Raw genomic sequence first — 24,123 nt, 5'->3', positions numbered from 1 at the left:
CGACCGTACGACGGTGGCGGTCGTCGGTGTGGATCGGGGCGCTCGGTCTCCGACGCGTCGGGTCGATTCGTGGTGGTCGTGCTCGCCTTGGTGCACCGGCGGACGTCACGAGCGAGCCCGCTGCGCCCACGCCATCGCGTGATCTCAGGTGGCGTCGGGCTCGGCGTCGGATCCGGTGTCCGCCTCGGCGCGCGTCCTGCTGCCGGGGTCGCCGATGGCGGCGTCGATCGTCCTGCGGTTCGAACTGATCCCACGCGAGACGCGCCAGAGGATCACGCCGAGCCCGGCGAACAAGGCCACGAACACCAGCGTCTGGCGCCAGCCGCCACGCGAGTCGCTGCCGCAGCCAGGCTTCTCGACCAGGCCGACGCAGTCCGAGAGGTTCGCGCTCTCGGGGTAGAACTCCGACACGGTTCCCGGCGGCGCCGGCGGTACGTCGTCGGCCGGGGCGGCTGCGAGCCGGGGATCGGACGTGGAAAGGCCCGCGGTCGCAGCGTTCAGGGCGTCTGCGTTCGCAGCAGCGACCGTCGGAGCGCCGGCCATCGCAGAGGCGCCGACACCGAGTATCGACAGGTGAAGTGCGAGGACCGCGGTTGCGAGGCAGGTTCTGGGCCGGACCGTTCCTCTACGCTGCACACGGTGAGTCAACCGCAGTCGCCGCCGGATACCACGGGGGTCGCCCCCACCCCGAACAGCCACACGCCCGGCGACGGCCACGTCGACCGCTCGACGGTCCTCGTGGTCGACTTCGGTGCGCAGTACGCACAGTTGATTGCGCGGCGCGTGCGCGAGTTGCACGTGTTCTCCGAGATCGTCCCGAACCGGATCACGGCGGCCGAGATCGCCGAGCGGGCGCCCGAGGCGATCATCCTCTCGGGTGGACCGGCGAGCGTTCACGTCGACGGTGCGCCGTCTCTCGATGCGGACATCTTCGACCTCGGCATCCCGATCCTGGGCATCTGCTACGGAGCCCAACTGATCGCGCAGCAACTCGGCGGAGTCGTCGGGCGCGGGATGGCAGGGGAGTACGGGCGGACGCGGCTCGAACGCACGGGCGAGTCGCTGATCCTGCCCGACGACGCGCCGCCGTCGCACGAGTGCTGGATGAGCCACTTCGACGGGATCACCGAGATGCCGGACGGCTTCGTCGCGACCGCCACGTCACCGGGAGCGCCCGTCGCCGTGCTCGAGAACGACGACCGCAGGATCTACGGCGTCCAGTTCCACCCCGAGGTCGTCCACTCCCCGTTCGGCCAGGCCGCACTGGCCAGATTCGTGTACGAGCGGGCAGGAATCGCACCGGACTGGGCGATGTCGTCGGTGATCGAGGAACAGGTGGCGCTGATCCGTGAACAGGTCGGCGACGCACGCGTCATCTGCGGGCTGTCCGGCGGGGTCGACTCCGCCGTAGCGGCCGCACTCGTGCACCTCGCGATCGGGTCGCAGCTCACGTGCGTGTACGTCGACACGGGGCTGATGCGCAAGCACGAGTCCGATCAGGTGGTGGAGACGTTCCGGCGCAACCTCGGCATCGAGCTGATCCACGCGGACGAGGGCGCGACCTTCTTCGAGGCGCTCGCTGGGCTGACCGAACCGGAGTCGAAGCGCAAGGCGATCGGCGAACGCTTCATCCGTGTCTTCGAGAAGCACACGGGCGGCCTCACCGAAGCGAAGTTCCTGGTGCAGGGCACGCTGTACCCCGACCTGATCGAGTCGGGCGGCACCGACGGCACCGCCTCGGTGATCAAGAGCCACCACAACGTCGGTGGTCTGCCCGACGACATGGATCTCGAACTGATCGAACCGTTGCGTGACCTCTTCAAGGACGAGGTCCGCGCGCTCGGCACCGAGCTCGGGCTCCCCGACGAGATGGTCTGGCGCCAACCGTTCCCCGGACCCGGCCTCGGCGTGCGGGTCATCGGCGAGGTCACGCCCGAGCGGGTCGCACTGCTCCAGGACGCCGATCTCATCGTGCGCCAGGAGCTGGCCGCAGCGGGTCTCGAACGCTCGATCTGGCAGTGCTATGCGGCGCTCCTGGCCGACGTGCGCTCGGTCGGCGTGATGGGCGACGAACGGACCTACGGCAACCCGATCGTCATCCGCGCCGTCACCAGCGAGGACGCGATGACGGCGGACTGGGCGCGCATCCCGTACGAGACGCTCGAAGTGATGAGCCAGCGGATCATCAACGAGGTCGACGGCGTGAACCGGGTGGTGTACGACATCACGTCGAAGCCCCCGGGCACCATCGAATGGGAATGACCGAGCCGCTCGTCGTGGCGACGAGTGGTTGCCCCCGCCCGTCGGCGCGAGATGAACCGGTCGGCCACCGTCGACGTGAGGATCGCCCCGCACCGGAGCGGGGTGTGGCTCACGGCGAGACGGTGTGACGGGTGCAATGTGAATTTCTACGTCGTTTCGCAACGTCTTCGTCATATTCGCTAGAGTTGCCGCTCGTGAAGCACCTCTTGCGCGTGGCGCCCATCGCCGTCCCGGTCGCATTCATGGTCGCCCTCGTCGTTCCCGCGATGACGCCGCAGATCGCATCTGCGAGCCCGGTCGACCAGAAGCGTGCCGAGGTCGAGGACATCGTCGACCAGCTCGAACAGCTCGAGGAGAAGGCGCTCGAGATCGGCGAGGACTACGTCGAGGCGGTGCAGGAGAAGGAACAGCTCGATCAGGAGATCGTCGACCTCGAAGCACGGATCGCCGTCAAGGAGACCGAGCTGGGTGAACTCCGCGCCGATCTGGGAGACATGGCCGTTCGCTCCTTCGTCGGCTCCGGCACCACGCCGCTGGGACCTCTCTTCGAGGACGCAGCCGACGTCAACGACGTGTTGCAGCGTGACGAACTCGCCCGGGTCGCACTGAGCGCCGGCGACGTCACGACGGACGAACTCGATGCGTTCGTCGACGATCTCGAAGAGGATCGCACGACCCTCGACGAGAAGGTCGAGGAAGCCGAGGCCCTCGCTGCATCGCTCGTCGATGCGCAGGCCGAGACCGAGAAGCTCACGGGCGAGTACCAGCAGGCTCGCATCGATGCCGAAGCCGAACTCGGTGATCTGATCGCCGAGGAGGAGGCGCGTCGAGCGGCCGAGTCCGCAGCACGCCTGCAAGCCGAGGTGGAAGCTGCGCAGAACGCCGCCAACGCCGCCAACGACAACAACGCCAACAACGGCTCGGGCAACGACGACTCGGGCGGCACCAATTCGGGCGGCACCACGGGCGACGACTCGGGCGGAACCACCGGCAACGGCGGTGGCGACACCACGGGAGGCAACGGTGGGAACGCCGGAGGCGGCGGTGGCGGCGGCAACACGCCCGCCGCCGAGGCGCCCGCACCTCAGGCGCCGTCGGCGCCGTCGGCACCGCCTCCCTCGTCTCGAGCCGGGGTCGCCGTCAACGCAGCACTCAGCCAGCAGGGCGTTCCGTACAAGTACGCCACCTCGAACCCCGGTGTGTCCTTCGACTGTTCGGGACTCACCGCCTACGCATGGGCTGCAGCCGGCGTGTACCTGCCGCACCAATCGGCCCAGCAGTACGCATCGATTCCCCACGTCGACAAGGGCAGTGCCCAGCCGGGCGACCTGCTCTTCTACTACAGCCCCATCAGCCATGTCGGGGTGTATCTGGGCGGTGGACAACTCGTCCACGCACCCAACACCGGCAGCGTCGTGAACATCGCGAGCGTCAACTGGGGCAAGGTCTCCGGCGTCGGCCGCCCCGGCTGAGAACGCACCCGAACGCTGCGTGCGGCGGTGTGCGGCATCACGTCGGCGTCGCCACCCTCCGATTCAGGGAGCACAGGCGGCCACCGGGTCGGCTGACTCGGTGACGGCGCTGAGCACGATGCACGTCAGGTCGGGCGACTCGACGACCAGGCCCTCGCCGCCGACCAGTGGACGACCCGGCCACCGGTGTCCACCACCGATGTAGGTCACGAGATCGACGGTGGCGTCGTCACAACCGGTCCAGCGGGTGTTCGCCGACTCGACACCGATGACCTCCCGCGGGTCCGGGTCGCATCCCAACCGGTCGGCCCAACCCGCCACCAGGTCGGGTGTGGCGGGCAGCACGATCGGATCGTCGTCGGTGCCGATGTCCAACCCGGTGTAGGGAACCACGAGGTCGTCGGTGCCGTGGGCGACCACCACGCCGAGTGGACCGGGATCGCACGAGGCGGGGAACACGGCGGCGTTCATGACGATGCCGGCCAGGGGTCGATCACCCACGCAGGCGAATCGCCCTGCGAAGCCGGCACCCGCCGAGTACCCCGCCAGCCAGACCCTCGTCGGGTCGATGCACGGATCGTTCGCTGCGTCCGTCAGCAGCGCGTCGATGAATCCGACGTCGTCGGCCGGGCCCGCCTGCACCTCCCACGTCGGTGGATCGCCGGCGCCTGACGGGACGAGCAGTGCGACTCCGGCCTCGGACGCCTCGGTGAGGAGACCGGTTGCGGCGGCGAACTCGTCGTACTGCCCGGCGAACCCGTGGAGGAGGACGAGCAGCGGTGCGGGTCCGCTGCTGTCGGCGGGAACGAAGAGCGACACCCGCTCGAGCCCGGCGTGATCACGGACCCTTCGGCCCGACGGTGAGGTACATGCGATGACGTCGTCCCCCTCGGGTGCAGACGACCCGCTCGTCGGCTCCGTCGTGGCGGAGGACCCTGGATCCGACGACGGTGACGTGCTGGTCGAGACTGAGGCGGTCGGCCCCACACCAGGCGGGTTGGTCGTCGGCGGTGTCGTCGACGCGTTCGGCGTCGCGTTCGTCGCAGCCGGACGGTCGGGAGTCGCCGAGGTGTCGCCGGACGAGGAGCATGCGGTAGCGGCGAGGAGGATCGTCGCCAGCGTCGCTCGGCTCGCCACGGATCGCACCGACCGAACGTAGGCGATCGGCGTCGGGCCACTACGTTCGGGAATCGATGAGTCTCACTGGAATCAACGCCGACGAGGTCAGCCGCTGGCTCGACCGGAACATCGACGACCTCACGGGTCCCTACGAGTTCGACCTGATCACCGGGGGACGCTCGAACCTCACGTATCGCGTCACCGACTCGACCGGAACGACCGTGGTCCTGCGGCGTCCGCCGACCGGGAAGGTGCTGGCGTCGGCGCACGACATGGTCCGCGAGCACACGATCATCAGCGCGGTCGGGACCACCGACGTGCCGGTGCCCCGCACGCTCGGCGTGTGCACCGACGATGCCGTCAACGACGCACCGTTCTACGTGATGAGCCTCGTGTCCGGTGTCGTGCTCGACAGCGCCGAGGCGGCAGCCGACATGACGATCGCTCGACGTCGTGAAGCGGGCGAGCACCTGATCGACGTGCTCGCCGACCTGCACGCCGTGGACGTCGACGAGGTCGGGCTCGGTGACCTCGCGAAGCGGACCGGATACGTGGAGCGTCAGGTGCGACGGTGGACCACCCAGTGGCAGAACTCCAAGACCCGCGAACTTCCGTCGATCGACGAGGTCGCTCGTCGCCTCGCAGCCGATCTGCCCGAACAGGTCGGCGTGTCGATCGCCCACGGCGACTACCGGTTCGGCAACTGTCTCGTGGACACCGACGCCGGGCGCGTCACCGCGGTCCTCGACTGGGAACTGTGCACGCTCGGCGACCCGCTGGCCGACGTGGGGTACCTCGGTGTGTACTGGTCCGACCCGGGGGAGAACCAGGCCCGACCCAACGACCCGACCGGCATCGACGGGTTCCCCACCTACGCCGAACTGCTCGAGCGGTACGCAACACGCACGGGTCGCGACCTGTCGAACATCGGCTACTACGTCGCGTTCTCGTCGTGGCGGCTCGCCGTGATCTCCGAAGGCGTGTACGCCCGGTTCCTCAACGGGTCGATGGGCGATCAGGCGATCGACCCCGCCGTGCTCGACGGCTTCAAGGCCGGCACCGAACGTCTCGCCGAGGAGGCACTCGCCGCACTGTCGTCGCCGTCCTGACCCGTCTCGACCACGTCCTGGGTGCCTCCGTCCGGGATGGATGTCACGGGGAGAGCAGGAATGGTGGCGCAGGTGCGGGGACCGGCGAGAATGGTTCGATGAGCGACGCCGACGACGTGCTGGACGGTTGGGAGCGGAGCGAGTTCGCTTCGGCGGGGATCACCCACGACGTGTACCGGCGTGGTACCGGCCCGGCGGTCGTGGTGATCCACGAGATCCCCGGCATCACGCCCAAGGTGACCACGTTCGCGAACGAGGTCGTCGAGCGGGGGTTCACCGTGGTGATGCCCGACCTCGTCGGCACACCGGGCAAGGAACTGAGCAACACGTACGCCGCGGCGTCGATGGTCAAGGTCTGCGTGGCTCGCGAGTTCGCCACGCTGGCGATGAACCAGACGTCACCGGTGATCGCCTGGCTGCGTGCCCTCGCGCGCAGCGTCCACGCCGAGGTCGGAGGACCCGGAGTCGGCGCAGTGGGGATGTGCTTCTCCGGTGGGTTCGCGCTCGGGATGATGGTCGACGAGATCATGCTCGCGCCGGTGTTGTCGCAGCCGTCGATGCCGTTCGCGATCGGGAAGGCCCGAGGTGCCGACCTCAACCTGTCGCCCGATGACGAGGCCGCCGTGATCCAGCGTGCCGCCGACGGGTGCCAGGTGCTCGGCCTCCGATTCGCGGGGGACAAGCTGGTGGGCGATCGGTTCGCCACGCTGCGCCAGAAGCTCGGCGATGCGTTCATCGCCGTCGAACTGCCGAGTTCGAGCAGAGCCGACCACTCGGTCCTCACCGAGCAACGCGATGATCGGAGCGTCGAACGCGTGCTCGACTTCTTCGTCGAGAAGTTGCAGACGGAGCCGGCGCCCTCGTGAGGTCGAAGGTCGTCGCCGTGGTGCTGATCGTCCTCGGCGTGGGCGCCACGCTCGGCGGGCTGTACGGCCAGATCTTCCTCGCGGAGGACGAGGGGCACCACGACGGACGCACCCCCACCTTCGCGTTGCAGCCCCAGGTCGGGAGCGACGAACTCGTCGTCGAACAGACCGCACCCGGTCGCCTCGCGGTGGAGGTGCTCCGGGCCGGCCAGGCGATGCAGTTCGACACGCTCCACGATCGCTCGGACCACTACTTCGTCACCGATGCGGGCCTCACGTTCTTCAGCCACGTGGCATTCGCTCAGGACGGGGAGAACCGTGAACTCGCCACACCACCCGGCGAGGTACGTGTCGTCGCCCAGGTGGCGCCGACGGGCGGACCCGACTTCCTGGAGTTGGGTGCGACGGTCGACGTGGAGGGTGATCCGCTCGACGAGCAGAACATCACCGACGACGACGCGTGGACCGATGGCTCGCTCACCGTAACGCGTCAGGGGTTCGACTTCGTGCTGTCGGCGCCGTGGAACGGCAACGACATCTACGACGGCCCCGCCTTCCTGTCACTGTTCCGTGCCGACGACTTCGCGTTCGCCCACGCCCATGCCGAACTCGTCGGCAACGACCGGTTCAGTTTTGCGACGGCCCTGCCGGGCCTGGGCGACTATCTCGCTGCGCTCGAGTTCGAACAGGACGGTCGACTCGTCACCGCGCTGTTCCGCTTCACCCTGTAGTGCCCGACCACGCCGACTCCCGCGGTGGACCTCGGACACGCCGGTGAAGCAGGTGGGACCCCACGACCGACCGTGTCGACGCGTCCGTCAGGCGGCTGCCTCGGCGAGTTGGCGGGCCCGCTTGTAGTCGGCCTTGCCGTTGGGGGCTCGAGGGACGTCGGCGACGAAGATCACGGACTTGGGTGCCTTGTAGCCCGCGAGATCGTGCTTGACCGAGGCGATCACCGTCTCCGCGTCGACGACCGCGCCTTCGACCAGAGACGCGACCGCCGTGACGGCCTGGCCGAACTTCTCGTCGTCCACACCCACCACGAGGCAGTCGAGGACGCCCTCGACGCGCTTGACCGCCTCCTCCACCTCCTCGGGGAAGACCTTCTCGCCACCGGTGTTGATCACCTGGCTGCCGCGTCCGAGCAGGATCAGCGTGCCGTCGGCGGCCACCTGTGCGAGATCTCCGGGGAACGAGTAGCGCACGCCGTCGATGGTGCGGAAGGTGCGCTCGGACTTGTCGGGGTCCTTGTAGTAGCCGATGGGGACGTTGCCGCCCGCAGCGACCATGCCGACCTCGTCGGAGCCGGGCACGACCTCGGTGTCGTCGTCCCTGAAGACCTTGGTGGTGGGCGACTGGGTGAACTTGGCGGTCTCGGTCGCCAGACCCTTCGCCGTGATCTGCGTCCCCATCGAGCCCTCCGACGAGCCCATCGCGTCGATCAGCACGGCCTGCTCGATCCGTTGCAACATCTCCTGTTTGACCTCGGTGGTCCACATCACCCCCGACGACAGGAACATCGCGATCGACGATAGGTCGTACGTTCCGCCGCCCGGTTTGCCCTCGTCGATCGCCCGCACGAGCGGCTTGGCGAAGCTGTCACCGACGATCGTGACGGCGGTGGCCCGACGATCCTCGATGGTCTGGAGAACCTCGTGCGAGTCGAGGCTGCGGCTGGTGAGCGTGACGATCTCGGCTCCGGCGCACATCGGGATGAACCAGCCGATCCAGCACCCGGTGCCGTGCATCAGTGGGGCACACGGGATCGACACCATGCGTGGCGCGTCGGATTCGACGGCCGATCGGACGAGCTCGCCGATCTGGGTCGGATCGGTCGGCGGCTGGAGCCCGACGATCGGGAAGCCCTGCATGATGAAGCCTTCGGTCAGCCCACCCACGTGGTACATCACGCCCTTGGGCATGCCGGTGGTGCCGCCCGTGTACAGCATGTAGATGTCGTCCCCGTGGCGGGCGATCCGTTCCATCGGCTCGTGGGAGGCGACCACGTCCTCGAACGGCTGCGCCCCCTCGACCTCGGTCGCACCGCCGGGTGCCGGGCCGTCGTCGACCACGATCGACAGCTTCAGCTTCGGGAGTCGGTCGACCACGTTGGCCACCCGATCGCCGAGCGACGAGTGGAACACGATCGCCTCGGCGTCGGAGTTGTCGAGCAGATACCACAACTCCTCGTCGAGGTACCGGTAGTTGACGTTGACGGCGACGCCGCGCATCTTGAACACGGCGTAGTGGGCCTCCATGTACTCGTTGCCGTTGTAGAGGTAGAGGGCGATCTTCGAATCCGGCCCGAGGCCCGCAGCGGTGAACGCCTCGGCGAGGCGTGCGGCTCGGTCGTCGAACTCGGCCCACGTTCGCCGGGTGTCGGCGTGGGTGATGGCGACGTGATCGGGGATCGCATCGGCGATCGACTCCCAGACGGTGGCGAAGTGCATCTCCATGACCGACGAAACTAGATGACGCCGCTGTGCCAGTCGTCACGCGAGCGGGTGACGCCGAGCGCGGGATCCGGAGCGGGATCCACACCCGACACGTCGCGTGCCCCCGTGTAGGTTGCGACGAGTCGGTCTCGGCGATGAGTCGAGGTCGTTGCCGAGAGGAGTGCTCCCGTGACCCCACAGGCCAGGCAACCGAATGCCATCGAGATGGTCCCGATCGGAGTGGTCCGCGGTGGCCGATCCGAACCGATCGACGACGACTGGGGTGACGTGCTCAGCGAGATCGTCCTGGACGACCGGTTCGCCACGGATGCGTTCGACGGACTCGACGAGTTCTCGCACCTGGACGTCGTGTACGTGTTCGACCAGGTCGACGAGTCCCAGATCACCGTCGGAGCCCGCCATCCGCGCGGGAGGTCCGACTGGCCGCAGGTCGGCATCTTCTCGCAGCGAGCGAAGGGCCGCCCGAACCGCATCGGCGTGACCACGTGCGAGATCGTGGAGGTCGATCGGCGGGTCGTGACCGTTCGAGGCCTCGACGCCATCGACGGCACCCCGGTCCTCGACGTGAAGCCCTTCATGGCCGAGTTCGCCCCGAGGTCGCCGGTCCGCCAACCCGCCTGGTCGCACGAGTTGATGCTTGGCTACTGGAGGATCGCGGGCACGGTGGTCGACCCGGGTGGGAGCGACAGCGTGACGATCGAACGCCTCGGCGTGGCCGACGTGGAGCGGGCTCGCGCCGCCTTCGAGATGATGCACGACGTGTTCGACGAGGACCACGAGCCGCTGTCCGACGGATACGTGAGCGAGCTGCTCTCCGACGAGTCGTTCTGGGCGATCGGTGCCTTCGAGGACGGACGGGCGATCGGATGCATCACCGGCCACGAGTTGTCGATGACCCGCCACGAACGTACCGAACTCTTCGTCTACGACCTCGCGGTCCGAGTCGACGACCGGCGTCGTGGCGTCGGCCGACGGCTCGTCGATGCGCTCGTCACCGGTGCGGCCGGTCGCGGGATCGACGTCGTGTTCGTCGCCGCGGACGACGACGACACGCACGCCCTCGCGTTCTACGCGAGCCTCGGGGGCCGGCCTGCGGACGTCACGATGTTCGACCTGGGGAGCGAGTGATTCGGAGGCCCCGGGCGCGGCGCCGGATCAGCGTTGCTATCGCGGGCCGCCGTCGACGTTGATCGTGGTTCCCGTGGTGTAGCTCGACGCATCGCTCGCCAGGTACAGCGCCGCACCCACGATCTCGTTCGGCTGCCCACCGCGACCGAGCGCGTAGCCCACCGAGGCCGCTGCTTCGAACTGTTCCATGTTCCAGGCCTTGGAGATGTCGGTGAGGAACGGCCCCGGCACGATGCAGTTGACGCGCACATGTGGTCCGAACGTGCGCGCCAACCCGTGGGTCAGGTTGTTCACGCCCGCCTTCGCTGCGCCGTAGACGATCTCCTGCGGGCCCGGGCGCTGGGAGGCGATCGACGACACGAAGACGATCGAACCGCCGGCCTGTTCGCCTGCCTCGGCGGCGGTCGTCATCCGTGTGCCGATGATCGCGGAGAGCCGGAACGGTCCCTTGAGGTTGACGTCCATCACCTTGTCGTACAGGTCCTCGCGGATCGCATCGACGCTGGGGTACAAGGGTGACATCCCGGCGTTGTTGACCAGGACGTCGCACCTCCCGAATTCGCCGTGGACCGCGTCGGCGAGCACCTCGGCGGCATCCCACTCGCCGGCGTGGTAGGCGAACGGGAGCGCACGGCGACCGAGCTCCTCGACCTCGCGTGCCACGGCCACGCAGTTGTCGAACTTGCGGCTGGCCACCACGACGTCGGCTCCGTGGCGTGCGAACGCGAGCACCATCTCGCGGCCGAGCCCGCGCGACCCGCCGGTGACCACGGCGACGCGACCGGTCAGGTCGAACAGATCGGGGTGGGGCGCGCTGTCGCTCATCGGGTCATGTTCGCAGCGGCGACGCCCCCGGTCGGAATCGGACGCTTCAACGAGTGGTGCGCATCTCGGGCTCCTGGCGCTTCAGGATCCGCTCGAAGTTGCGCCAGTGCTTGGCCAGGATCAGCACGCTCAGTCCACCGACGGCGAAGTACTCCCACGCCGGGCGCCCCAACGCAGCGAGTCCGAGCGGGACCATCACGACCGCCACGAAGGAACCCACGGCGGCCTTGCCGGTGACCTTCGTGACGATCCACCACAGCGCCACGGCGAACGGTGCGATCACCGGATGCAGCGCGAGGATCACCCCCGACCCCGTGGCGACTCCCTTGCCGCCCCGGAACCGACGGAACAGCGGGAACATGTGGCCGAGGATCACGAGGACACCGCACCAGTACGCGAGCGGTCGGCCGTCGATGGCCAGGGCCAGCCCCGACGCCAGCACGCCCTTCAGCGTGTCGAGCGCGTACACCCACACTCCCTTGCGCCACCCGAGCGCCCGGGTGACGTTCGAGGCACCCGGGTTTCCGGAGCCGACCGTCGAGATGTCGACGCCGTTGGCCCGGGCGATCAGCGTGGCACTGGGAAACGTGCCGAGCAGGTAGGCGATGACGAGCAGGGCGACGGGCACAGGTCACGATCCTTGCACGTGGGCACGCCGAACTCCGGCCTGCGAGCGGGCTTCCCGGCGATCGACGCCAGACCACGCGATGACCAGATCATCCAAACGGTGTCAGACACCGGATGACAGATCATCCAAATGGTGTCAGACACCGGATGACAGGAACGCAACGGCGCAGGAACGAACGACCCGACAGGCAACCGCCGTTCGGTGTGTCATCCGGTGTCTGACACCATTTGGATCAGTTCGGCTGTCTGGTTCAGCGGCGGGTGAGGGTGACCGGGACGCGCTGGGGCTTGGAGTGGTCCATCATCGGACGGGGGAGTTCGACGGCGGCGGACGACGCTGCGAGCATCGCCTGTTCGCCGTGGCCGACCACGCACTCGGGATCCGGGCCGTCGAGCGGGATCCCGACGAAGAACTTCGCCGCCATGCAGCCGCCCTGGCATGCGTCGTAGCTGCCGCAGGATGCGCACGCGCCGGCGGACTGCGGCTCGCGGAGTTCGGTGAACAGGTCGCTCTGCTTCCAGACCTTCGAGAAGCCGCCGTCGTCTCGGACCGAGCCGGCCTTGAACTCGTCGTGGATCACGAACGGGCAGGCGTAGACGTCGCCGATCGGGTCGATCAGGCACACCACGCGGCCCGCTCCACACATGTTGAGTCCGGGAAGTGGTTCTTCTCCCAGAGCGTTCAGGTGGAAGAACGAGTCGCCCGTGAGCACGTCGTCGCCCTTCGCGAGCAGCCACTCGTAGATCTGACGCTGCTGAGCCTGGGTGGGGTGAAGATCGTGCCAACTGTCGGCGCCACGGCCGGACGGCCGCAGGCGCGTGATGCGCAGCTGCGCGCCGTACTCGTCGGCGAGCGCCTTGAACTCGTCGAGTTGGTCGACGTTGTGGCGGGTGACGACGACCGAGATCTTGAACTCGCCGAACCCGGCGTCACGCAGGTGTTGCATCGCCTGGATCGCGGTCGCGTGGGAACCTTCTCCGCGCACTGCGTCGTTGGTGACGGCGTCGGTGCCGTCGAGGCTGATCTGGATGTCGAGGTAGTCCATCGCTGCGAGTCGACGGGCCTTCTCGGCGTCGATGAACGCGCCGTTCGTCGAGAACTTCACGCCGATGCCCTTGGCGATCGAGTAGTCGACCAACTCGAAGAAGTCACGCCGGATCATCGGCTCGCCTCCACCGATGTTGATGTAGAACACCTGCAGGTCGTGCAACTCGTCGAGGACGGCCTTGGCCTCGGCGGTGCTGAGCTCGCGAGGGTCGCGACGTCCCGACGACGACAGGCAGTGCACGCACTCGAGGTTGCACGCGTAGGTGAGTTCCCAGGTGAGACAGATCGGAGCGTCGAGTCCGCCCTTCAGCTGCTCGACGAGCGTCGCCGGCCCGGCTGTGGGGTGGCCCGACGTCGAGTCCGGGGTGGAGGCGGGTGTTGTGGTGACGGTCATCGGACGGTTCCTGTGGGAGATTCGGCTGTGGTGTCCGCGACGCCCGACGCTTCGAGTTCCGTCGACTCACAGAGCATGTCGGATTCGTAGAGCGAGGTGATGGCCTTGTCGAACGACGGCCAGCGACGCTCGTCGATCTCGCAGGCGACGAGGGCGTCGGCAACGGTGGCGTGGTCGGCGAGCGATCGCACGACGCGAACGACGTCGGGGTGCTTCAAGAAGACGAGCTTGCGTGTGTGGAAGTGGTAGGCGAGCGCACCGAAGGGTTCCGGGCGCAGCGCGACCTGCGGGTGCAGACCGAGGGACGAGTCGAGCACGTGGAGCGGGCGTCAGTAGACGCCGCACATCCCGTCGATCGAGATCTCCTCGACGAGCAGTTCGTCGACGGGCGCTTCGGGTTCGACACCGGCTGAGGTGGCGCTGCGGGTGTCGATCGTGGTGTCGATGGTCGTGTCGTCCATCTCATCACGTTACCCGTACGGATTCTGCGCGGACCAAGCAGTGCGCCCCCGGGCGGTTCGAATCACGTGATGCGACGGACGACCCGCGATACCGTCTGGGGAGTGGGCGGCTCTGAATCGGTGTGGAAGTCGGACGACCCCGGGGATCCGGACTCGCGCGAACCGACGTCCTCGACGTCGGACTCGATCGTCGTGAGCGACATCGAGGAGCTCTCGGCATGCCGCGAGCGGATCTCGTCGGTGGTCGCCGACTGCGATGCCGATCGATGCTTCGAGATCGAACTGGTGGCCAGCGAGTTGGTCACGAATGCCCTGGAACACGGCGGGGTCGACACCGTCCACGTCGACGTTCGCCGCCGTCCGACCGAACTCGACCTCGTCGTTGCCGCCGCCGACACGGGCCCGGAACGCACGTACCACCCCGATCCGGACCTGCCTGACCCACAGGACGCACGCGGACGCGGTCTGGTGATCGTGCGTGCGCTCTCCCAGTCGTACCGGGTCCGCGTCGAGGGCGGCTTCCGGTACGACGAAGTGGTGATGACGCTCGACTGCTGACGCCACGGGTCGCGGCCGTCTCGGGGGATGGTGGTCCCCGGAATCGTCGCCGTCGGCCGAGGTCGTCGTCGGAACTACGTTGCCGGGATGCGTGTGAACGAGATCTGGCGATTCCCCGTGAAGTCGGTCGGGGGCGAGGTCTTGCGAAAGGCCGAGGTGACCGAACTGGGCGTCGACGGTGACCGGGCCTGGTCGATCTTCGATGTCGCGACCGGCAACACCCTCACCGCGCGCCGGACTCCTGAACTGCTGTTCGCATCCGCACGCGTGGTCGACGGGGAACTCGCGATCACGCTCCCGGACGGAGCCGAGGTCGGTCAGGGCGACCACGCGGCGTTGTCGGCATGGCTCGGACGCAACGTGGAACTGCGAGCCGCCGCGGACCACAACGTGGACGTCGGCGGGACCTACGAGTGCCCGATCGGGGTCGCCGACGATGCCGAGTGGGTGAGCTGGCAGGGTCCCGGCGGTGCGTTCCACGACTCGACCCGGTCACGCGTGTCGCTCGTGTCGGAGTCGACGCTCGGCGACTGGGATCGGCGTCGCTTTCGCACCAACATCGTCACCGACGGCTCGGGCGAGGACGCCTTTGTCGGATCGTCGGTCACGATCGGTGATGTCGGTGACCGCGCCGTTCGACTCGACGTGGTCAAGCAGATCGACCGGTGCGTCATGGTCACCCGTCCGCAGCCACACCTCGGTCGTGACCTCGACGTGCTGAAGACGATCAACGCGGAGCGGGCGACGTTCCTCGCGGTCGGCGGCCTGGTGACCGAGGTCGGCACCATCGCTGTCGGTGACGAGGTGCGACTCGGCTGACCAGGGGGTCGGGTGCTCGAGCGGGCGGTCAGCGCGAGGGGATGATCGCGGCGTACAGCTCGGCTTCGCCGTTGCGCCAGCGATGCGACGCGAGCCGACGACCGAGGCGCATCGCACCCCACCCGCCGGCGAGTGTCAGCAGTGAGAGCGCCGTGACCAGCGGGACGGACTCGACGGTGAGTGCCCAGATGAGGGCGATCGCGAACGGCAGCGTGAGGACCGTCAGCGAGAGCAGCACGAGCGCGAGCACCAGTGCGGCGAGCAGCCCGCTGCCGGTGTCACCCGATGCGAGCGGATTGTCCGATTCGGGGATGGCGATCGGGACGAACGTGGACTGGGTGATCGCGCCACCCGCACCGGCGAGCAGGCCTGCGCAACCCACGGCGACGCCGGCCGGCAGGTAGGCCCACTCGCCGGTCACACCCGCAGCGATGAGTGGGCCGAGGAGCGCGAGCGGCGACGCCACCACGATGACCGATCGGGTCGTGGCGGCCACGATCACCTCGGGCTCGAGGCCACACATGATCTCGGCACCGAGCGCGGGTCCGTCGGATCCGATGCTGTTGCCGGCCATGAACAGCACCGACAGTTGAACGGCGCCGCCGACGAGCACGGCCGACGCACCCACGTCGTCACGCGTGAGGGCCGGGACGAGCACGACGGCCAGCCCGATCCCTCCGCCGATGAAGGTCTCGAGGGCGGTGCGCGGCTGTCGCATCCGGGTGCGCACGCTGCGCCACGCGATCGCTCCCTCCGCACCTGTTCCGCAGGCGCGCCGGGCGAGCCGACCGATCGCACTCGTCGTGTGCGTCGAGGACGCGTTCGCACCCGGTCCACCTGCGGCGAGCAGAAGGTGTCGCATCGTCACCATGAACACGAGGGCCAGGAGCGGGAGCCAGAGTGTGCCGAGCGCGACGTGGCCGAGTGCGCGCAGCGGAGCGTCGTCGAGGTCGGCGAATGCCTGGCCGATCTGGCCGGACGGCGTGAACCGTGCCACGTCGGCGACGTCGCGCCGGGCCGCCGGGTCGAGGCGGCCGAACGCGCTCGGCGCGAACTGGAGCCCTCCGTAGAACACGAGTCCGGCGAGCCCGATCGTCACCTGGGCGGCTCGCGGGAACCGGACGGTGAACAGCCCGAGCAGGTTGATCGTCGATCGCGACACGAGCAGCATGGTCGCGAGGAACGCAGCGAGCGCCGGCAGCCCGACGAGCACGCCGAGAATCGTGTGCGCGCTGCCGACGAGGAGGCCGATGCCGAGGAGCGTCGCGGCGATGCCGGGTGGTCCGCACGCCGAGGTGGTGAGCAGGCCGGTTGCGAGGCGGCGATCGCTGATCGGTTCGGAGCCGAGGATGCGCGGGTCGACCGGCTGCGCGACCCCGGCGATCACACCGAGCGCGATCACCACGACCACGAGCGCGAGCGGGAACATCACGAGCCACGGTTCGGGTTCGTCGACCGAACGGAGACCGACGGCGATGACCACGCTGCCGACGGTGCCCGCACCGGCCGCAGCGACCAGCCCGATCACCGTGGCCACGCTCTGTGCGCCACCCTGGCGGATCGCGCCGCGGAGCAGCTTCCACCGCAGGCGGGCGAAGAAGCGGACCGTCGCTGCGCTGGTGGCGGACTCCGGCGCAGCGCTGTTCGCCCGTGGTGGGGCAGGGATCGGTGCGGGCGTCGGCATCGATGCAGGCGCTGGCGCTGGCGCGGTGCCGTCCGCAGGCGGTGACGACGAGTCCGGAGGGGGTGGGACCGGGTCGGTCATCCGAGCCAGTCGAGGTCCGCTGTGTGGGTGTCGGTTGCTCCGACGGCGTCGATGAACGCATCCTCCAGGCTGCGCCCGGCGCGGATCTCGTCGATCGGCCCGGCCACCACGATCCGACCGTCGCGGATCACCCCGATGTGGTCACACACCCGCTCCACCACGTCCATGACGTGTGTCGAGAGCAACACGGTGCCGCCACCGGCGCGGAACCGGTCGAGCATCGAACGCATCGTGCGCGTCGAGACGGGGTCGACGCCTTCGAACGGCTCGTCGAGCATCACGAGACGCGGGCGGTGGATCAACGCGGCCACGAGCGCCGTCTTCTTGCGCATCCCGTGGCTGTAACCGGCGATCGGGCGGTCGGCGTCGTGACTGATCTCCAGGGCCTCGAACATCTGGTCGCTCCGGGCGACGACGACGTCGGGTTCGAGCCGGCGCAGCTCACCGATGGTGGTGACGAACTCGCGTGCCGAGAGGCGGTCGAACAGTTGGAGCGGGTCGAGCATGACGCCCATCAGTCGGCGGACGCCGATGATGTCCTCGTCCGTGCGGATGCCGCACACCTCGACGATCCCGCTGTCGGGCCGTGACAGTCCGACCACGGTGCGCATCGTGGTCGACTTGCCCGACCCGTTGGGACCGACGAGCCCGTAGCAGGCACCGGGTGGCACGTCGATCGACAGGTCGTCCAGCGCCACCTTGTCGCCGAAACGCTTCGACAGGTTGGCGATGCGCAGGGGGAGCGCTCGTGAGCCGGGCGACGGCGGTGGGAGATCCACTCCGACAGTGTGCCGCGACGCATGATCGACCCGCGTCGATGCGTCGTCGGCCGCCGATCGCTCGATCGCGACACCGCTGAGGCCGTGGTGGGAGAGGGGTCAGGCGGTGGTGGCGAGGCTCGCGACGCTGCGCAGGTCGAACGCAGCGACGGCGCCGACGACGATCGTCGCAGGAGACTCGACGGGTGCCGCTCCGAGTTCGGAGAGGTCACACCGCACGACGTCCTGGTCGCTCGTGGTCGCGAACCGCACGGCGGCCACGGGCGTGTCGCCGGGCAGCCCGCCGGCGATCAGTTCGTCGGCGATCGCCGCACGGTGCGTGACGCCCATGAGGATCACGACCGTGGTGCCGACCTTGGCGAGCGACCGCCAGTCGATGTCGGGTTCGCCTGGACGGCGGTGCCCGGTGACGACGGTGAAGCCGGCGGAGACTCCACGATGCGTCACCGGGACGCCCGCCGCAGCCGGAGCTGCGATCGACGAGGTGATGCCGGGAATGATGTCATATTCGACGCCTGCGGCCTGGAGCGCAAGCGCTTCTTCTCCGCCTCGACCGAACACGAACGGGTCGCCGCCCTTGAGGCGGACCACGCGCTTGCCCTGCGCGCCCAGTTCGACGAGCAGCGCCGAGATCATCTCCTGGGGCACCGGTCGGCCGACCCGTTTGCCGACGTCGATCCGCTCGACGTGGTCGGGGATCAGGGCCATCACGCCGTCACCGACGAGGGCGTCGTGGACGACGATCTCGGCGTCCGCCAGCAGGCGCGCCGCCCTGACGGTGAGGAGGTCGGGGTCGCCGGGACCGGCGCCGACGAGCGACACGGTCACGAGTCGGCACCCACGGATGCGGCACGCTTCGCCCGGCGCGACGTGTCGGGCGGGAGCAGCGCCAGGAGTTCGTCCCAGTCCTGCTGCGCCGCCCAGTCGCCGAAGCTCAGCGAGCGTCCGGTGCCGTCGAGTGAGCCGTCGACTGAGGTCGTGTGGCTGAAACGTTCGAGCAGCGGGCGCAGCAGGTCGGGGATGTCGGTCAACGGAACGTCGGCGCGCAGGCTGCGTGCGAGGCGGTCGCCGGCCGGCGAGCCGCCGACGAAGATGTCGTAGCCGCGCTTCGTTCTCCCGACGATGCCCAGTTCTGCCGCATAGGGGCGCGAGCACCCGTTGGGGCAGCCGGTCATGTTCAGACGCAGGGGGAGGCCGGTGTTGCCGGTGTCGGCGAGCACCTTCTCCAACCGGTCGACCACGTCGGGAAGCACACGCTCGGCTTCGCCCAGCGCCTTGGAACACGTGGGGAGCGCCGGGCAGGCGATGGCGAGGTTCCGGGTCGCGCTGTTGTCCGATGCGAGACGGACGCCGTTGGCGCGAAGCAGGTTCTCGACGGTGTCGACCTCGCGCCGGTCGATGCCGACGAGGAGCAGGTCCTGGCGTGGCGTGACGCGCAACTCACCGACCACGCCGTCGGCGACGAGCCGCTTCAAGGCCCATCGCAGCCCGCCGGCCACCTTGCCCGACGGAACCGGCAACCCGAGTGTCATCGTGCCTCGCCCCGTCGAGGCGGTTCCGTTCGTCTCCGATGGGATGTCGTGCCAGCCGTGGTGCGCGCCGACCTCCCACTCGGGGAGTTCGACGGGGTCGGCGAGGGTGAGGCCCGTGCGCTCGGTGATCTGATCGCGAAGCCAGTCGATCCCTTGTGCCTCGAGCAGGTACTTCAGGCGGGCACGGCTGCGGTCGTCGCGGTCGCCGTGGTCGCGCTGAGTGGTGACGATGGCTTCGACGACCGGACCGAGGTCGGCGGGCGGAACCCAGGCGACCGGCTGGGCGAGCAGCGGGTACGTGTCGTCGGGACGGTTGTGGCTCATCCCCATCCCGCCGCCGGCGAGCACGACGAACCCGGTCAACTCGCCGCTCGTGCCGTCGGTGAGGGTGGGCACGATGCCGACGTCGTTGGTGTAGATGTCGACGCAGTTGTCGCCGGGCCAGGCGATGGCGATCTTGAACTTGCGAGGGAGGTAGGCGGTGCCGTAGATCGGCTCGATGTCGTCGATCGAGTCGAGGACGTCGAAGTCCGAACGCCGCTTCCTGTCCGGTTTCTCGGCGGACACTGCCTTCTCACCGTCGACCCAGAGTTCCCAGTACGACTCGGTCTGCGGGCGGAAGCGGGCGACCATCTCGTCGACCACGGGCTGGATCACGGCGGTCCGATCCGGGTGGGGGAGCGGGCAGGCCATCACGTTGCGCACGACGTCGCCGCACGCTCCGAGGGTGGTGAGCAGCGAGGAGTTGATGCCGGCCACGAGCGTGCTCAACTCGTTCTTGTACACCACGTGGTACTGCACGCCCTGGCGCGTGGTCAGACGGAGTTTGTCGTCGGCCAGTCCGGCGACCCGGTCGAGGGCCAACCACTGCTCGGTCGTGATGATTCCGCCGGGGACCGAGGCGCGGACCATGCACGAGTAGTCGAGCGGGAGCTTGTCCTTCGTGCGGCTCCGGCGGACATCGCGGTCGTCCTGTTGGTAGATGCCGTGGAACTTCAGCAGGAGTTCGGCATCGTGCTCGAAGTCGACGGCATCGCTCGCCAGTTCCTCACCGATGGTGCCCGCGAGGTACCCGCTCTCGATCTTGATGGTCTCTGCGCTCATGCTCTACTCCGTCGTCGATGTCCGTGTCCGGGTCTGGTCCCGACCTGGGCGAGGGTTCGACCATTCAATCAAATCCCGACAAAAAAGGTCGGGTTTGTCGGGATTTGTCGGGCCTCGTGTCGACGACGCTGGTCGTCGACGGCTCTACGCTGGGGCGATGTCGCCGACGGAATCGACTGCCAGGTTCTCGTATCCCGTGTTCCTCGACCTCCACGGTGTCGCGGTGCTGGTGGTGGGAGGGGGTCGGATCGGGGCACGCAAGGCCGAGGGTCTGGTCGCGGCCGGTGCGCAGGTCCGACTGGTCGCCACCGAGGTCAGTGACCACGTCGACCGGGCCGCCATGGCCGAGGTGCGCGAGAAGTCGTTCGACGACGGGGACCTCGACGGCATGCGACTCGTGGTCACCGCCACCGGCGACTTCGACGTCGACCAGGCGATCTCGACGGCGGCGCGCGCCAGGAACATCTGGACCAACGCAGCCGACCAACCCGTCGACTGCGAGTGGATCCTGCCGGCGATCACGCGAGCCGGCCGCGTGACCGGGGCGATCAGCACCGACGGGGCCAGCCCGGCCCTTGCGGGCTACCTCCGAGATCGTCTCGCGGAGATCCTCGACGATCGGGTGGCCGAGGTCGCCGACGTGCTCGCTGCCGAACGTCGTGCGGTCCAGGAGTCGGGCGGGTCGACCGAGGACATCGACTGGACGCCACGACTCCGCGAACTGTTCGCCGACTCGTAAGGTCCTGCCGATGCGGATGCGACGGTTCGGGCGGTCGATCGGGGCGATGTCGACGGGGACGCGACGGGCCGCCACCGCACTCACCGTCGTGACCGTGTTCCTCGCGGCGTGTACGTCGGACTCCGGTGTGCAGGTCGAGCAGTCGATGGACGGCGACGGTTCGTCGACGATGCCGACGAACCCGTCGAGTTCGACGTCGGTCCCGAACCCCGGCACGTCGCCCGACACCGTTCCCGACCGGGACGGTCCTCCCGGAAGCGTCGTCGCACCCGACCCGGCCAGGCTGCCCGAACTCGGCGGGGGCGACCCCGACACCGCGACCGGAACGCTGGACAACGGGTTGCGCTACCTCGTGCGGTCCAACGACAACCCCGGCGGCAAGGTCGAACTGCGTCTCGTGGTCGACGCCGGCTCGGGCCTCGAGGCGGACGACCAGGTCGGGGGCGCACACTTCCTCGAACACATGCTGTTCAACGGCACCGAACGCTTCCCGAAGAACGAACTCATCGACGTGCTGCGCAGCTTCGGTGCAGCGTTCGGCGCCGACATCAACGCCAGCACGAGCTACGACGAGACGATCTACACCCTCAACGTCCCCGACGCGCCCGAGGCGGTCGGTACGGCGCTCGACATCCTGGAGGACTGGTTGTCCGCGGCGACACTCGACCCGGTCGACGTCGAGGCCGAGCGGGGGATCGTGCTCGACGAATGGCGTGCGCGCACCGAGACGTCGAGCGGTCGGGTGTTCGACCGCTTCGCCACCTTCCTCCTCGCCGGTTCGCCGTACGAGGGCCACATTCCGATCGGCGGGCGCGAGGCGATCGAGACCATCACACCCGACGCCCTGCGGCGCTACTACGACGACTGGTACCGGCCGGACAACGCGGCGATCGTGGTCGTCGGCGACATCGACGCCGCCGCGATCGTCGAGGAGATCGCGACCCGCTTCTCCGACGTGGAGTCGCGCGGCGCAGATCCGGAGCGGGTCGATCTGCTCGTCGAGCCGTCGCCGGACGCACGCGTCGAGATCGTGGACGACCCGGATCTGGCAGAGGGATTCGTGGCGCTCAGCCTGCCGTCGGCCGTCGCGCCGACGGCACTCGAAGCCGAGGCGCAACGCTCGATCCTCGACGGCCTGGCACTCGACATCGTGGCCACCCGCCTGGACAACGACGCTCTGCGCGGCGACGCTCCGTTCGAGCGGGCGTCAGCGGGTTCGAGTTCGTTCGTGCGGTTGTTGACCGCACCCGAGATCACCGTCGACACCGACGGATCATCGGTCGTGGCCTCCGTCACGGCGATCGTCGACGAGTTCGAACGGGTCGCTCGCTTCGGTGTGACGCCGGCGGAACTGGAACGGGCGATCGCGTCGCGACGTGCGGCCACACAGCGGAACTTCGACGGTCGCGAGTCGCGCCAGGACACCTCCTTCGCCGACGAGTACACCCGCCACGTGCTCGAGGGTGAGTGGTACGTACCGGCCCAGCGGGAGTACGACTTCGTCAACGAGGTGCTCGATCGTGCCACCGCCGAGACCGTCGCGTTCGGTCTGGTCGACCTCTACCGCACGACCGGTGCACACGCGTTCGTCGCCGTGCCGACCGCCGAGGCGGGCGATGTCGTCGACTCCGAGGTGATCGTCGACACGATCGTCGCAGCCGCCGTTCGCGACCTCGAACCCCGTCCCGACGACGAGGCGATCGGCGACTCGTTGATCGAACGCCCTGACCCCGTCGAGGAGGTGAGCGTCGAGCAGCTGGCGACCGACCCGTTCACGTCGGCGCTCGACCCGACCGTGCTCGAGTTCGCCAACGGCGCCCGGGTCTCGTTGAACACCACGGACATCGTCGACAACGAGGTGTTCCTGTCGGCGCGCAGCCCCGGCGGGTTGAGCTTCGTCCCCGACGGGTCGGTCGCCGACGGCCAGGCGCTGGGGGCGGTCGTGGCCGACAGCGGTGCGGGTGAGTTCGACCCGGTTGCTCTGGCCGCCTTCCTGGACGACAAGTCGGTGGCGCTGTTCCCGGAGATGACTCCGCTCACCAACGAGATGTCGGGCACGGCGTCGACCGCCGATCTCGAAGTGCTGTTCCAACTCGTCCACCTGTTGATGACCGACCCGCGGGTCGACCAGACCGCCGTCGACCGCTACGTCGACGACGAGTTGCCCTTCGCCCTCGACCCGACCATCGATGCCGGCTACGCCGAGTTCGACGCGCTCCTCGACGCCCGCTACGACGACGTGCGCTACCTGTTGCCCACGCCCGAGTCGCTCGCCAGCGCCGACGTGACGGGGATCGAGGAACTCGCCCGCGGAGCCTTCGGGCTGGAGCAGCGGCCGTGGTCGTTCGCGCTGAGTGGGGACTTCGACATCGACGAGGTGACCGACCTCGCCCGGCGCTACATCGGGTCGATCCCCAACCAGAGCACGGCAATCGGCACCCAGCGGGCCGTGGAACCGCCTCCGCCGCCGGGCGTGGTCGTCGCCGAGGCCGAGGGTGGGCAGGGGGACACGGCGAACGTGTCGTTCCTGTTCACGGGTACCGCCACGTCGGATCGGCGTGACGACGTGATCGCCTCGGTCGTCCGGGAACTCGTCGGCAACCGCCTGACGGACTTCATCCGGGAGGAACTGGGTGACTCCTACTCGCCGTTCGCGCAACTCGACCTGGGTGACGGAGCGCAGCCCTCGACCGAGCTGTACATCTCGGTGTCGACCGCTCCCGACCTCGTCGACGACGTGTCCAGCGCGGTACTCGGCCAACTCGACGAACTCCGCACCGAGGGCTCGAGCGAGCGTGAGTTCTCCAACGCCGTGAGCACCGTCGCCGAGAAGCTGAACTTCATCAACAACGTGCAGATCAACGAGGAGGTGCTCGACGTGTTGGTCGACCCCGACGGCAATGCGTCCTTCGACGACTTCGTCGACGGGGCGCTGCTGATCGACACCATCACCGAGGCCGAGGTGGCCGACGCCTTCGACGCGTGGATCGACCTCGATCGGTACATCGAAGTGCGCGTCACCCCGCGTGCCTGAGGTCGCGGACCCGACCGGGTCGGCGA

At 68.6% G+C, this 24,123-nt stretch carries 23 protein-coding genes; 11 read left to right on the top strand and 12 right to left on the bottom strand.

Going from position 1 to position 24,123, the window contains the following annotated elements; all coding sequences use genetic code 11:
- Positions 1-144 precede the first annotated feature (144 nt).
- Entirely contained in the window at positions 145-543 is a 399-nt protein-coding gene (locus ABJK40_RS15730; RefSeq protein ID WP_348478343.1) for a hypothetical protein, read from the bottom strand.
- A gap of 195 nt (positions 544-738) precedes the next feature.
- Here ABJK40_RS15730 and guaA point away from each other — a divergent pair, with 195 nt between their 5' ends.
- Together guaA and ABJK40_RS15720 are read left to right on the top strand one after the other, a co-directional pair.
- The gene (guaA, locus tag ABJK40_RS15725) at positions 739-2,262 is read left to right on the top strand and encodes a glutamine-hydrolyzing GMP synthase (protein ID WP_348478427.1); all 1,524 of its coding nucleotides are present in this window, start codon (positions 739-741) and stop codon (positions 2,260-2,262) included.
- A gap of 194 nt (positions 2,263-2,456) precedes the next feature.
- Complete coding sequence (locus ABJK40_RS15720; protein WP_348478341.1) at positions 2,457-3,734, top strand: NlpC/P60 family protein; 1,278 nt, start codon at positions 2,457-2,459, stop codon at positions 3,732-3,734.
- 63 nt (positions 3,735-3,797) lie between these two features.
- Here the strand turns inward: ABJK40_RS15720 and ABJK40_RS15715 are convergent, their stop codons facing one another.
- Complete coding sequence (locus ABJK40_RS15715; RefSeq protein ID WP_348478340.1) at positions 3,798-4,553, bottom strand: PHB depolymerase family esterase; 756 nt, start codon at positions 4,551-4,553, stop codon at positions 3,798-3,800.
- 55 nt (positions 4,554-4,608) lie between these two features.
- Between ABJK40_RS15715 and ABJK40_RS15710 the strand changes: the two genes are divergently transcribed.
- The 4 genes from ABJK40_RS15710 to ABJK40_RS15695 all read left to right on the top strand — a co-directional run bounded on the left by ABJK40_RS15710 (position 4,609) and on the right by ABJK40_RS15695 (position 7,559).
- On the top strand, positions 4,609-4,893 hold the full coding sequence (locus tag ABJK40_RS15710; RefSeq protein WP_348478338.1) for a hypothetical protein: 285 nt from the start codon (positions 4,609-4,611) through the stop codon (positions 4,891-4,893).
- A gap of 34 nt (positions 4,894-4,927) precedes the next feature.
- Complete coding sequence (locus ABJK40_RS15705) at positions 4,928-5,962, top strand: phosphotransferase family protein (RefSeq protein ID WP_348478337.1); 1,035 nt, start codon at positions 4,928-4,930, stop codon at positions 5,960-5,962.
- A gap of 98 nt (positions 5,963-6,060) precedes the next feature.
- Positions 6,061-6,828 (top strand): dienelactone hydrolase family protein, encoded by a 768-nt coding sequence (locus tag ABJK40_RS15700; protein ID WP_348478336.1) that lies wholly within the window; start codon positions 6,061-6,063, stop codon positions 6,826-6,828.
- The gene (locus ABJK40_RS15695) at positions 6,825-7,559 is read left to right on the top strand and encodes a hypothetical protein (protein ID WP_348510341.1); all 735 of its coding nucleotides are present in this window, start codon (positions 6,825-6,827) and stop codon (positions 7,557-7,559) included. Before ABJK40_RS15700 ends, ABJK40_RS15695 begins: the two co-directional genes overlap by 4 nt.
- Positions 7,560-7,646: 87 nt before the next feature.
- Here the strand turns inward: ABJK40_RS15695 and ABJK40_RS15690 are convergent, their stop codons facing one another.
- Complete coding sequence (locus ABJK40_RS15690) at positions 7,647-9,284, bottom strand: AMP-binding protein (RefSeq protein WP_348478333.1); 1,638 nt, start codon at positions 9,282-9,284, stop codon at positions 7,647-7,649.
- Between the two features lie 168 nt (positions 9,285-9,452).
- On the opposite strand from ABJK40_RS15690, the gene ABJK40_RS15685 reads away from it, so the two are divergent.
- Positions 9,453-10,412 carry a TrmO family methyltransferase gene (locus ABJK40_RS15685; RefSeq protein ID WP_348478332.1) on the top strand — a complete coding sequence of 320 codons (960 nt, stop codon included), beginning with the start codon at positions 9,453-9,455 and terminating at the stop codon, positions 10,410-10,412.
- Positions 10,413-10,448: 36 nt separating this feature from the next.
- On the opposite strand, the gene ABJK40_RS15680 is transcribed toward ABJK40_RS15685, so the two are convergent.
- The 5 genes from ABJK40_RS15680 to mftA form a co-directional block, all read right to left on the bottom strand.
- Positions 10,449-11,237 carry an SDR family oxidoreductase gene (locus tag ABJK40_RS15680; RefSeq protein ID WP_348479811.1) on the bottom strand — a complete coding sequence of 263 codons (789 nt, stop codon included), beginning with the start codon at positions 11,235-11,237 and terminating at the stop codon, positions 10,449-10,451.
- 46 nt (positions 11,238-11,283) lie between these two features.
- Positions 11,284-11,865, bottom strand: a complete 582-nt coding sequence (gene plsY / locus ABJK40_RS15675; RefSeq protein ID WP_348479812.1) for a glycerol-3-phosphate 1-O-acyltransferase PlsY — start codon at positions 11,863-11,865, stop codon at positions 11,284-11,286.
- A 250-nt stretch (positions 11,866-12,115) separates the two neighbouring features.
- Positions 12,116-13,306: a mycofactocin radical SAM maturase gene (gene mftC / locus ABJK40_RS15670; protein WP_348479813.1), complete on the bottom strand. Its 1,191-nt coding sequence runs from the start codon at positions 13,304-13,306 to the stop codon at positions 12,116-12,118.
- The gene (gene mftB, locus ABJK40_RS15665; RefSeq protein WP_348479814.1) at positions 13,303-13,623 is read right to left on the bottom strand and encodes a mycofactocin biosynthesis chaperone MftB; all 321 of its coding nucleotides are present in this window, start codon (positions 13,621-13,623) and stop codon (positions 13,303-13,305) included. Before mftB ends, mftC begins: the two co-directional genes overlap by 4 nt.
- A 12-nt stretch (positions 13,624-13,635) precedes the next feature.
- Positions 13,636-13,767, bottom strand: coding sequence for a mycofactocin precursor MftA (gene mftA / locus ABJK40_RS15660; protein WP_348479815.1), 132 nt, complete (start codon positions 13,765-13,767; stop codon positions 13,636-13,638).
- 102 nt (positions 13,768-13,869) lie between these two features.
- On the opposite strand from mftA, the gene ABJK40_RS15655 reads away from it, so the two are divergent.
- Entirely contained in the window at positions 13,870-14,325 is a 456-nt protein-coding gene (locus ABJK40_RS15655; RefSeq protein ID WP_348479816.1) for an ATP-binding protein, read from the top strand.
- Between the two features lie 87 nt (positions 14,326-14,412).
- Positions 14,413-15,144 carry an MOSC N-terminal beta barrel domain-containing protein gene (locus ABJK40_RS15650; RefSeq protein WP_348479817.1) on the top strand — a complete coding sequence of 244 codons (732 nt, stop codon included), beginning with the start codon at positions 14,413-14,415 and terminating at the stop codon, positions 15,142-15,144.
- Positions 15,145-15,172: 28 nt separating this feature from the next.
- Here the strand turns inward: ABJK40_RS15650 and ABJK40_RS15645 are convergent, their stop codons facing one another.
- The 4 genes from ABJK40_RS15645 to ABJK40_RS15630 all read right to left on the bottom strand — a co-directional run bounded on the left by ABJK40_RS15645 (position 15,173) and on the right by ABJK40_RS15630 (position 20,324).
- A complete protein-coding gene (locus ABJK40_RS15645; RefSeq protein ID WP_348479818.1) occupies positions 15,173-16,828 on the bottom strand; it encodes a hypothetical protein in 1,656 nt (551 codons plus the stop codon).
- 77 nt (positions 16,829-16,905) lie between these two features.
- Complete coding sequence (locus tag ABJK40_RS15640; RefSeq protein WP_348479819.1) at positions 16,906-17,688, bottom strand: ABC transporter ATP-binding protein; 783 nt, start codon at positions 17,686-17,688, stop codon at positions 16,906-16,908.
- A gap of 99 nt (positions 17,689-17,787) precedes the next feature.
- Positions 17,788-18,516 carry a uroporphyrinogen-III C-methyltransferase gene (cobA, locus tag ABJK40_RS15635; protein ID WP_348479820.1) on the bottom strand — a complete coding sequence of 243 codons (729 nt, stop codon included), beginning with the start codon at positions 18,514-18,516 and terminating at the stop codon, positions 17,788-17,790.
- On the bottom strand, positions 18,513-20,324 hold the full coding sequence (locus tag ABJK40_RS15630) for an NADPH-dependent assimilatory sulfite reductase hemoprotein subunit (RefSeq protein ID WP_348479821.1): 1,812 nt from the start codon (positions 20,322-20,324) through the stop codon (positions 18,513-18,515). The genes cobA and ABJK40_RS15630 overlap by 4 nt, the downstream gene beginning before the upstream one ends.
- A gap of 157 nt (positions 20,325-20,481) precedes the next feature.
- Between ABJK40_RS15630 and ABJK40_RS15625 the strand changes: the two genes are divergently transcribed.
- Both ABJK40_RS15625 and ABJK40_RS15620 read left to right on the top strand, forming a co-directional pair.
- Positions 20,482-21,063, top strand: coding sequence for a bifunctional precorrin-2 dehydrogenase/sirohydrochlorin ferrochelatase (locus ABJK40_RS15625; protein WP_348479822.1), 582 nt, complete (start codon positions 20,482-20,484; stop codon positions 21,061-21,063).
- Positions 21,064-21,073: 10 nt separating this feature from the next.
- On the top strand, positions 21,074-24,097 hold the full coding sequence (locus ABJK40_RS15620; RefSeq protein ID WP_348479823.1) for an insulinase family protein: 3,024 nt from the start codon (positions 21,074-21,076) through the stop codon (positions 24,095-24,097).
- Positions 24,098-24,123 lie beyond the last annotated feature (26 nt).

The organism is Ilumatobacter sp., from assembly GCF_039969435.1.
Lineage (GTDB): Bacteria > Actinomycetota > Acidimicrobiia > Acidimicrobiales > Ilumatobacteraceae > Ilumatobacter_A.
Note: the sequence above shows the minus strand (reverse complement) of the source record. Positions and strands in the feature narration are given on the sequence as shown.